We start from the raw sequence: 6,274 nt of genomic DNA, 5'->3' as shown, positions 1-6,274 counted from the left end.
ATCCGCCTCCCGGCCCTGCGAGCGTCCCCGGGCTGCCGACAGACCCGTCCCGGCGACCGCCCGTACTACTCCGGTCGCTTGGGCCGCCACACGACCAGAGCGCTCGCCTGCTGCACGTCCTGGTACGGCACGAGATCGCGCCGGTACGAGGCGTGCACCTGGGCCTCGCGCTGCTGCATCGCCGCAGCCGCGCCCTCCACGGCCGCCGACAGTTCGGCGACCCGGGCCTGGAGAGCCGCGACCTGGTTCTCCAGTTCGATGATGCGCTTGATACCCGCCAGGTTGATGCCCTCGTCCTGCGACAACTGCTGTACGGTACGCAGCAGTTCGATGTCGCGGGCCGAGTAGCGCCGGCCCCGGCCGGCCGTACGGTCGGGGGAGACGAGACCCAGCCGGTCGTACTGCCGCAGTGTCTGCGGGTGCAGGCCCGACAGCTGCGCGGCCACCGAGATGACGTACACCGGCGACTCGTCGGTCAGTTCGTAAGGGTTGCGACTGCGCCCCGACCGGTCCATATCAAGCTCCCTTCGCGGCCTGGAACAGCTCCGCCCGCGGATCCTCGCCCGCGGTGGCTTCGCGGTAGGCCTCCAGCGCTTCCTTCGCCTTGTCGCTGAGCTCCTGGGGCACGGCGACCTCGACGGTGACCAGCAGGTCGCCGCGGGTGCCGTCCTTGCGGACCGCGCCCTTGCCGCGGGCGCGCATGGTACGTCCGTTGGGCGTGCCCGCCGGCAGCTTCAACGTCACCGGCGGACCGCCGAGTGTGGGCACCTTGACCTCGCCGCCGAGCGTCGCCTCCGCGTAGGTGACGGGCACGGTCACGGTGAGGTTGTCGTCCCTGCGGCCGAAAACGGGGTGGGCGTCGACGTGCACGACGACGTACAGGTCGCCGGCCGGGCCGCCGCGCTCACCAGGGGCGCCCTTGCCGCGCAGCCGGATGCGCTGCCCGTCGAAGACACCCGCAGGGATACGCACCTGCATGGTGCGCGAGCTGCGGGCACGGCCGCTGCCCTTGCAGACGTCGCAGGGGGTCTCGGCGATCAGACCGCGGCCCTTGCAGTCCACGCACGGGTCGGTCAGCGAGAAGGAGCCGCTGCCGCCGCGCGACACCTGGCCGGTGCCGACACAGGTCGGGCACACCCGTGGCGTGCCGTTCTTGTCGCCGGTGCCCGAACAGGCCTTGCAGGCGGCGGAGCTGGACATCCGAAGCGGGACCGTGGCCCCGTCGACCGCCTCGGTGAAGCTGAGCGTCACCTCGGACTCGATGTCCTGGCCGCGGCGCGGCTGCGTCCGCGCACCAGCGCCGGCACCCCGGTTGAACAGGCCGCCGAACACGTCCCCGAGACCCCCGCCGAAACCGCCCGCGCCACCCTGGGCCCCGCCCTGGGCGCCTCCGAAGAGGTCGCCCAGGTCGAAGTTGAAGGTGCCGCCGGGGCCGCCGGCGCCAGGCGCCCTGAAGCCGCCGTTCCCGAACAGGGCCCGGGCGTCGTCGTACTCCTTGCGCCGCTTGGGATCACCGAGGATGTCGTTGGCCTCGGAGATCTCCTTGAAGCGCTCCTCCGCCTTGACGTCGCCCTTGTTGGCGTCCGGGTGGAACTCGCGGGCGAGCTTCCGGTACGCCTTCTTGATCTCGGCCTCTGTTGCGTCCTTGGGGACGCCGAGGACCTTGTAGTAGTCCTTCTCGACGAAGTCCTTCGTGCTCATCGACGTCCCTCCTCCCGGACGTTTCCTGCGTCAGCCCTCGTCGGGGCCACCGCTCTCCTCGTCGGCCGGCTTCTCTTCCTTCTGCGCCGCACCCGGCTGGGGCTCGGCGACCGCCACCCGCGCGGGGCGGATCGTGCGCTCGCCGATGCGGTACCCAGGCTGCAGGATCGCGACGCACGTCGTCTCTGTGACGTCCGGCGCGTACGAATGCATCAGGGCTTCGTGGATCGTCGGGTCGAAGGGCTCGCCCTCCTTGCCGAACTGCTGCAGGCCCATCTTGGCGGCGGCCGTCTCGAGGGACTCGGCCACCGACTTGAACCCGCCCACCAGCTCCCCGTGCTCCCGGGCGCGGCCGATGTCGTCGAGCACGGGAAGCAACTCGGTCAGAAGGGTCGCCGTGGCGATCTCCTTGACCGTGACCCTGTCGCGCTCCACGCGCCGGCGGTAGTTCTGGTACTCGGCCTGGAGACGCTGGAGGTCGGTCGTCCGCTCGCTGAGAGCGGTACGGACCTGGTCCAGCTGTGCCGTCAGACCGGCGGTCTTTGCTGCGTCCCCTGCCGGGGCCGCCGGGCCCTCCTGCTCGGAGGTCTCGGCGGTCTCGGCGGCGTCGTCAGGGGTGGCGCCGGAGGGGACGTCGGGCTTCTCCTCGAAGCCCGGGGTCTCCTCCGTCACGCGGCACCGTCCTTCTTGGGCTTGTCCTCGTCGACGATCTCGGCGTCGACGACGTCGTCCTCCGCGCCGGCACCGGCCTGGCCCTCGGCACCGGCGGCGGCACCCTCGGGCGCGGCGTTGGCGTACATCGCCTGGCCGAGCTTCTGGCTCACCGCGGCGACCTTCTCCGTGGCGGTGCGGATCTCGGCGGTGTCCTCGCCCTTGAGCTTCTCCTTCAGCTCGGTGAGGGCGGTCTCGACCTCGGTCTTGACCTCGCCGGGAACCTTCTCCTCGTTGTCCTTGAGGAACTTCTCGGTCTGGTAGACCAACTGCTCGCCCTGGTTGCGGGTCTCGGCGGCCTCGCGGCGACGGTGGTCCTCGTCCGCGTACTGCTCGGCCTCCTGGCGCATCCGGTCGACCTCGTCCTTCGGCAGCGAGGAGCCGCCGGTGACGGTCATCTTCTGCTCCTTGCCCGTGCCCAGGTCCTTCGCGGTCACGTGCATGATGCCGTTGGCGTCGATGTCGAAGGAGACCTCGATCTGCGGGACGCCGCGCGGGGCCGGCGGCAGACCGGTCAGCTCGAACATCCCGAGCTTCTTGTTGTACGCCGCGATCTCGCGCTCGCCCTGGTAGACCTGGATCTGCACGGACGGCTGGTTGTCCTCGGCCGTGGTGAAGATCTCGGACCGCTTGGTCGGGATCGTGGTGTTGCGCTCGATGAGCTTGGTCATGATGCCGCCCTTGGTCTCGATACCGAGGGACAGCGGGGTCACGTCGAGGAGCAGGACGTCCTTGACCTCACCCTTGAGGACACCGGCCTGGAGCGAGGCGCCGATGGCGACGACCTCGTCCGGGTTCACACCCTTGTTGGCGTCCTTGCCGCCGGTGAGCTCCTTGACGAGCTCGGCGACGGCGGGCATCCGGGTCGAGCCGCCGACCAGGACCACGTGGTCGATCTCGGACAGCTGGATGCCGGCGTCCTTGATGACGTTGTGGAACGGGGTCTTGCAGCGCTCGAGCAGGTCGGACGTCAGCTGCTGGAACTGGGCGCGGGTGAGCTTCTCGTCCAGGTGCAGCGGGCCCTCGGCGGAGGCCGTGATGTAGGGCAGGTTGATCGACGTCTCGGTCGAGGACGACAGCTCGATCTTCGCCTTCTCCGCGGCCTCACGCAGACGCTGGAGAGCCATCTTGTCCTTGGACAGGTCGACGCCGTGTCCGGACAGGAACTGCTTGACCAGGTAGTCGACGACACGCTGGTCCCAGTCGTCACCACCGAGGTGGTTGTCACCGTTGGTGGCCTTCACCTCGACGACGCCGTCGCCGATCTCCAGCAGCGAGACGTCGAAGGTGCCGCCACCGAGGTCGAAGACGAGGATCGTCTGGTCGTCCTTGTCCAGGCCGTAGGCCAGGGCGGCGGCGGTCGGCTCGTTGACGATGCGCAGCACGTTCAGACCGGCGATCTCACCGGCCTCCTTGGTGGCCTGGCGCTCCGAGTCGTTGAAGTACGCCGGGACGGTGATCACCGCGTCGGTGACCTTCTCGCCCAGGTAGGACTCCGCGTCGCGCTTCAGCTTCTGCAGGATGAAGGCGCTCATCTGCTGCGGGTTGAAGTTCTTCCCGTCGAGCTCGATCTTCCAGTCCGTGCCCATGTGGCGCTTGACGGACCGGATGGTCCGATCGACGTTCGTGACCGCCTGGCGCTTGGCCACCTCGCCGACCAGCACCTCACCGTTCTTCGCGAAGGCGACGACGGACGGCGTGGTCCTGGCGCCCTCGGCGTTGGTGATGACGGTGGGCTCGCCGCCCTCCAGAACGCTGACGACGGAGTTAGTCGTGCCCAGGTCGATGCCGACCGCACGTGCCATTTCGATTCCTCCAACGACTGACTTGAGTGGAACTGGCTCAAGGATGCATGACTCGTTTTCCTGAGTCAACAGACCTGAGTCGAGCCCACTCAACTTTTATCCGGCTCTTACGTGCAGCTCTTCAACCGTCGACACTTCACCCCGCGCGTGGCGCACCACTTTCGGCACGCACGCGTCTGGGAGAGTCAATTCCGAAAAAGTGGTCAAGAACAGTCATTCACGTTGAACGCGGACAAGGGGGCACGCCATGGCAGCGAAGAGAGCCGTGGACCTGACGGGCGGTCTGCTCCTCCTGCTGGCCCTGTCACCGCTCCTGCTGGCGGCCGCGGCGGCAGTGGCGGTGACATCACCGGGCCCCGTGCTGCAGCGACGGGAGCGGATGGGCCTCGACGGCCGCACGTTCACCATGTGCACCTTTCGCACCGGGCGCCCGGGGTCCCTGGTGAGCAGGGTGCTGCGCCGACACCGCCTGGACCGGCTCCCCCAGTTGCTCAATGTCGTACGCGGCGAGATGTCGCTGGTGGGGCCGCATCCCCTGGCCCCCGGCGCCACCCACGACGACCTCGGACCCGAGCGTGCCCGGCGCGCCGTACGGCCCGGAATGACCGGCTTGTGGCAGGTGAGTGGCCGCTCCGAGATGCCTTGGGAGGAAATGACCGTGCTCGACCTGCATTATGTGGAGCAATACTGGCTGGGACTCGACCTGATGATCCTGGCCCGCACGGTGCCCGTGGCGGTCGCCGGACGTCGCGTCGTCCACGCCGCCCCGGTGACCCCGGTCAGGGTTGCCTGAGCGACACAGATCACCGCGTGCGCGGCTACAGTGCGCCGGAATAACTGGGTACGCTCAGCACGGAGCGACTAAGTTACCGCTTAGTAGCAGTGCTGGATCACCAACCCTCGCAGGCCCGAGGAGCCCCAAATGCAACTCGCCGCGATCATTGTGTCGCTGGTTCTCATCGCGGTCGGCGTCGCGCTGTTCGGCCGTGCCATCCTGCAGATCTACCAGTTCATGCGGCTCGGCCAGTCCGTGCCCGCAGGCACCAGGACCGACAACCCCGCCCAGCGCACCCTCACCGTGGTCAAGGAGTTCCTCGGCCACACGCGCATGAACAGGTGGGGCATCGTCGGCGTCGCGCACTGGTTCGTGGCGGTGGGCTTCTTCTCGCTGCTGCTGACGATCGTCAACGCGATCGGCCAGCTCTTCAAGGCCGACTGGATCCTGCCGATCATCGGTGACTGGGCGCCGTACAACGTCTTCGTCGAGTTCCTCGGCACGATGACCGTGTTCGGCATTCTGACCCTGATCGTCGTCCGGCAGCTGAACAGGCCCGGCAAGCCGGGCCGCAAGTCCCGCTTCGCCGGGTCCAACACCGGCCAGGCGTACTTCGTCGAGGCCGTCATCCTCATCGTCGGTGTCTGCATCTTCACGCTGCACGCCCTGGAGGGCGCCCAGCACCACGTGGACAGCTACGAGGCCTCGTTCTTCATCTCGTACCCGCTGGTCTCGGCTTTCCAGGGGCTGGACGTCAGCACCCTGCAGAACCTCACGTACTTCTTCGCCGGCCTGAAGATCGCGACGTCCTTCATCTGGATGATCACGGTCGCGCTCAAGACCGACATGGGTGTGGCCTGGCACCGCTTCCTGGCGTTCCCGAACATCTGGTTCAAGCGCAACGCGACCGGTGAGTCCGCTCTCGGCGAGCTGAAGCCGATGACGTCGGGCGGCAAGGAGATCGACTTCGAGGACCCGGGCGAGGACGACACCTTCGGTGTCTCCCAGGTCGAGCAGTTCTCCTGGAAGGGCATCCTCGACTTCTCCACCTGCACCGAGTGCGGCCGCTGCCAGTCGCAGTGCCCCGCCTGGAACACCGGCAAGCCGCTGTCCCCGAAGCTGCTGATCATGTCGCTGCGCGACCACGCACACGCCAAGGCCCCCTACCTGCTGGCCGGCGGCGGCAAGACCATGGAGGGCGAGGAGAAGGCCTCGAAGGAGCAGTTGAAGGACGTCCCGGCCGCCGCCCTCGCGGAGGCCGAGCGTCCGCTGATCGGCACGC

Annotated in this window: 5 protein-coding genes and 1 pseudogene; 2 read left to right on the top strand and 4 right to left on the bottom strand. The window is 68.2% G+C overall.

What is annotated here, in order from left to right; all coding sequences use genetic code 11:
- Positions 1-65: 65 nt before the first annotated feature.
- Genes IE198_RS34605 through dnaK form a run of 4 tightly spaced genes read right to left on the bottom strand, consistent with a single transcriptional unit; the run spans position 66 to position 4,217 of the window.
- Positions 66-515, bottom strand: a complete 450-nt coding sequence (locus IE198_RS34605) for a heat shock protein transcriptional repressor HspR (RefSeq protein WP_189894030.1) — start codon at positions 513-515, stop codon at positions 66-68.
- 1 nt (position 516) lies between these two features.
- Positions 517-1,701, bottom strand: a complete 1,185-nt coding sequence (dnaJ, locus tag IE198_RS34600) for a molecular chaperone DnaJ (protein WP_189894028.1) — start codon at positions 1,699-1,701, stop codon at positions 517-519.
- A 30-nt stretch (positions 1,702-1,731) separates the two neighbouring features.
- Positions 1,732-2,373: a nucleotide exchange factor GrpE gene (gene grpE, locus IE198_RS34595; RefSeq protein WP_189894026.1), complete on the bottom strand. Its 642-nt coding sequence runs from the start codon at positions 2,371-2,373 to the stop codon at positions 1,732-1,734.
- Positions 2,370-4,217, bottom strand: a complete 1,848-nt coding sequence (gene dnaK, locus IE198_RS34590; RefSeq protein ID WP_189894024.1) for a molecular chaperone DnaK — start codon at positions 4,215-4,217, stop codon at positions 2,370-2,372. The genes grpE and dnaK overlap by 4 nt, the downstream gene beginning before the upstream one ends.
- 247 nt (positions 4,218-4,464) lie before the next feature.
- On the opposite strand from dnaK, the gene IE198_RS34585 reads away from it, so the two are divergent.
- Entirely contained in the window at positions 4,465-5,010 is a 546-nt protein-coding gene (locus IE198_RS34585; RefSeq protein ID WP_189894021.1) for a sugar transferase, read from the top strand.
- A gap of 129 nt (positions 5,011-5,139) precedes the next feature.
- A pseudogene (locus IE198_RS34580) lies at positions 5,140-6,274 on the top strand (Fe-S oxidoreductase); the annotation flags it as partial.

The organism is Streptomyces xantholiticus, from assembly GCF_014651015.1.
Taxonomy (GTDB): domain Bacteria; phylum Actinomycetota; class Actinomycetes; order Streptomycetales; family Streptomycetaceae; genus Streptomyces; species Streptomyces xantholiticus.
This window is presented reverse-complemented; position numbering and strand designations above follow the sequence as displayed.

Bases quoted from the DNA above. Each gene is read 5' to 3' on its own strand.
- IE198_RS34605 (WP_189894030.1), bottom strand. From the start codon at position 515: ATGGACCGGTCGGGGCGCAGTCGCAACCCTTACGAACTGACCGACGAG.
- dnaJ (WP_189894028.1), bottom strand. From the start codon at position 1,701: ATGAGCACGAAGGACTTCGTCGAGAAGGACTACTACAAGGTCCTCGGC.
- dnaK (WP_189894024.1), bottom strand. From the start codon at position 4,217: ATGGCACGTGCGGTCGGCATCGACCTGGGCACGACTAACTCCGTCGTC.
- IE198_RS34585 (WP_189894021.1), top strand. From the start codon at position 4,465: ATGGCAGCGAAGAGAGCCGTGGACCTGACGGGCGGTCTGCTCCTCCTG.